Here is a 3,570-nt window from a genome sequence, read left to right as displayed (position 1 = left end):
GCGGACGACGACGTGGCCGGGGCCCCGGGAGGAGCCCGGGGCCGGGGCCTGCGTGGTCGGCGCGGGGCCTTCGAAGCGGGCGGCGCCTGGGTGGTCGGCGCGGCCGAGCTCTTCGGGGCCGCAGCGGAGGACGGCTCCTCGGCGGACGGGGAGGCCGACTCGGACGTGGACTCCTCGGCCGAGGCGGACTCCTCAGCCGAGGCCGACTCGGAGTCCGCCGCGGACTCCGAGGGGCCGGCCGACGACTCCGAGGACTCTGCGGACCCGCTCTCCGTGGCGGAGGCGGGGGCCGAGGCGGACGTGCTCGAGGCGGCGGCCTCGGTGGACGTGCCCTCGGCCGGGGCGTCCTGGCCGGCGCCGCAGCCGGTGAGCAGCAGCGCGGCGGCGAGGGCGGTGCCGGTGAAGACGGTGCCGGTGGTCGCGGGGCGCAGGGTCATGGAGTCCTCACGGTGGGGGGCGGGGGAAGAGAAGCAGCCGAACCGGGCCGAGGCGCGCGGACGCCTGGACGACGGCGACGTCCTCTGCACTGTACGCCGCCCGACCCGGCGGCGCCGCAGTTCTGCGGGAGATGGAAGGAACGCCACAGCGGGCACCCAAGCGCACTCCCGGCGCACGCCCCTCCGCACCCGGCGCACGCCCCCGGCACGGGGCGCCGGCACGGGGTGCCGATGCGCGGCGTGGCTCAGAGCAGCGGACGCAGCGGCGCGATGAGCGCCTCGATGACCTGGGCCCCCTTGTGCCGCTCACGCCAGCGGTGCGGGTCCACGGTCTCGCAGTGCTCGCTGTCCGCGGCGAAGATCTCCTCCATGCGGGCGGCGAAGTCCGGGTCCACCACCTCGAGGTTCGTCTCGTAGTTGTAGCCCAGGGAGAGGCGGTCGATGTTCGCGGTGCCCACGGTGGACCACTGGCCGTCGATCGTGGCCGTCTTGGCGTGGATCATGCCGGCCTTGTACAGCAGGACCGAGATGCCGGCCTCCAGCATCTCCGCGGTGAACCCGCGCGAGGCCCAGTCCGCCACGATGTGGTTGGACTCCTTCGGCACCATCACCTGCACGTCCACGCCACGCTGCGCGGCGGTCTTCAGGGCGGCCAGCACCTGCTGGTCCGGGATGAAGTACGGCGTGCAGATGCGGATGTGGCTGCGGGAGCGCTCGATGGCGTTCAGGTAGGTGCCGCGGATGGGGTACACCAGCTGCACCGGCAGGTTGGAGGACACGGTGACCCGCTGGTCCCAGGAGCCGGGCGGGAACCACTCCATCTGCTCGTCCGGACCGTGGGCCGCGTTCCACACGGTGGCGATCGAGTGGTCCAGCCCCCAGACGGCGGGGCCGACCTCCTTGACGTGGGTGTCGCGCCAGAGGTGGGCGTAGTCGTCGCCGATGTTGAAGCCCCCGATGTACCCCACGCGCCCGTCGATCACCAGGATCTTGGAGTGGTTGAAGCCGGTGTGCCGGACGATGCCGCGCCAGTAGGGGCGGGTGAAGGCCGGCAGGCGGAACACGTGCACCTTCGGGGAGAACTGCTCGTAGAAGGAGGCCGGCACCACCATGTTGGCGAATCCGTCGTAGGAGACCCAGACCTCCACACCGCGCTCGGCGGCGCGGTTGCAGGCCTCGACGAACCGCTGTCCGGTGCGGTCGTCCTTCCAGATGAAGGTCTCCAGCTTGACCGTGCGCTCGGCCGCGTCGATCTCCGCGATCATGTCCGCGTAGAGGTCCTCGCCGGAGGTGAAGATCGTCAGCTCGGACGCCCCCACGGTGGCGGAAAACGTGCCCGGGCGCTCGGCCGGACGGGCCTTCCTCCCCTTGCGCTTGACCATGTCCACGGCCGTCAGGCCCGCGGCCACACCGCCCGGGACCACGGTCACGGCGGCGAGCGCGGCCAGGGCGCCCCTGCGCACGAGCGGACGGAGTGCGGAGGCGGCGCCGAGGGTGCCGAGGGAGGAGAGACCAGCCATGGACCAAGTCTAATGAGCGGCCCGGCGGCACGTCCGGTCAGCCGGCGCGTGGTGCGGAGGACCAGGTGGCACCGGCCGCGGAGCGCAGCTTCACCAGCTCCACGGCCGCGGACTCCAGGGAGGAGGACCACTCGGACTCGGGCTCCCACTGGCGGACGGGCTGGGCCCGGCCGTCGTCCGGGACCACCATGACGGCCAGCGAGTGCGCCACGATCCTGGCGCCGCGCTCGTGGCGGCGGGCCGCGTAGACGCGCAGGGCCACGTGCATGGCGCGCGGCGAGGTGTGCACCAGCAGGGCGTCCACGGTGACCACGTTGCCGGCCTCGATGTTCGCCAAAAAGCGCACGCCGCCGGCGAAGGCCGCCACCACGTTCTCCGAGCCGGACCAGCGGGCGGCGCACACGGCGGCGGCCTCGTCGATCCAGCGCATGATGGCGGAGGCCCGCACGGTGGAGCCGATGGTGGTCTCCCCCTGCCCTGCGATGAAGCACAGCCGCACGAGCTCGTCGTTGGGGCCGACCTCCTCCGGGAACGGCAGGGAGTTCATGCCCTGCTCGATGGTGGTGCGGATGACCTTGGCGCTGTTGGCCTGCTCGTCCCGCTCCCGCTGACCCTCGGTCTCCGGCACCCAGACGGGGGCGTCCACCAGGCGCCCGTCCTCCTCCGCCGCGTAGACGAGGAGGCACTCGGTGCAGACCAGGGGCCCGCCGCCCTCACCCTGGAGCGCGGGCATGATCAGCCGCGCCTGGACGTGGACGTAGGGGCCGTGCGTGTGGACCACGCGCGCCTGGACCACGGCGCGGGTGTCCACGGGGACGGGGTTCTGGAACTGCATGTTCCCCACATAGGAGGCCCGCACGTACGTGCCGGCCCAGCTCGCGGCCACGGCGTAGCCGGCCTTGTCGATCCACGTGATGACGGTTCCGGCGTCCACCGTGCCCGACGGGAGGCCGAAGCCCTCCGCCGTGAACTCCAGGGACAGGGCGCCGCGCACATGCATGACCTGAAATCTATCATCTGCCAGCGGCAGAAATGTGCCGCACATCACGCCGTGACGGCACGGGGGCGTCCCGACGACGGCCGCTCCCCTCCGCCGGTCCGCCGCACCCGGACCCGGTGGTCCGGCACACCCGGCCGGCGGGCTCGGACCCGCCCTCCGGACGCGCGACAATGGAGCACATGAACACCCCCGGACAGCACCCCAAGTCCCCCCAGGAGCCGGTGGACCTCCCCGCCGAGCCGGACACTCCTCTGCGGCGTCTGCAGGCCCGCGTGGACGAGGCCGTGGCCGCGCACGGCGCCGGCCCGGTGGCCTCCGCGGCCGTCCGCATGCTGACCGGACGCACCACCGTGGAGGACGTGACCTCCGGCGTGGTCGGCACCCTGGCCGGGGACGGCGAGCACTTCAGCACCGCCGCCACCGGCGCCCTCGTGCTCACCGGCGTGTGGCACCGCACCGCCCTTCCCGCCGTGCGCGAGGCGCTCGACCACGAGGACGCGGAGGTGCGCACCGCCGCCCTGACGGTGCTCTCCGTCCGGGCGGACGAGCTGCGGGCGGAGCAGGCGGTAGACCGGGAGCTGGCCGCCGCCGTGCACGAGCGCTGTGCCGACGG

2 protein-coding genes and 2 pseudogenes are annotated in these 3,570 nt (G+C 73.3%); 1 reads left to right on the top strand and 3 read right to left on the bottom strand.

Annotated features, from left to right (window positions below; all coding sequences use genetic code 11):
• From AC2W7A_RS10540 to AC2W7A_RS10530, 3 genes and pseudogenes are all read right to left on the bottom strand, one after another.
• Nucleotides 1–437, bottom strand: a pseudogene (locus AC2W7A_RS10540) (hypothetical protein); the annotation flags it as partial.
• 245 nt (nt 438–682) lie between these two features.
• Nucleotides 683–1,957, bottom strand: a complete 1,275-nt coding sequence (locus AC2W7A_RS10535) for a phospholipase D-like domain-containing protein (protein ID WP_485991311.1) — start codon at nt 1,955–1,957, stop codon at nt 683–685.
• Between the two features lie 37 nt (nt 1,958–1,994).
• A complete protein-coding gene (locus AC2W7A_RS10530; protein ID WP_485991312.1) occupies nt 1,995–3,002 on the bottom strand; it encodes a hotdog domain-containing protein in 1,008 nt (335 codons plus the stop codon).
• Between the two features lie 134 nt (nt 3,003–3,136).
• Here AC2W7A_RS10530 and AC2W7A_RS10525 point away from each other — a divergent pair.
• Nucleotides 3,137–3,570, top strand: a pseudogene (locus AC2W7A_RS10525) (hypothetical protein); the annotation flags it as partial.

It is taken from the genome of Micrococcus sp. LASM2_SD2 (assembly GCF_057364565.1).
The sequence above is the reverse complement of the archived record's forward strand: the minus strand, read 5'-3'. Positions and strand labels throughout refer to the sequence as shown.

Coding starts and splice junctions, on each gene's coding strand:
- AC2W7A_RS10535 (WP_485991311.1), bottom strand. CDS start 1,957: ATGGCTGGTCTCTCCTCCCTCGGCACCCTCGGCGCCGCCTCCGCACTC.
- AC2W7A_RS10530 (WP_485991312.1), bottom strand. CDS start 3,002: ATGTGCGGCACATTTCTGCCGCTGGCAGATGATAGATTTCAGGTCATG.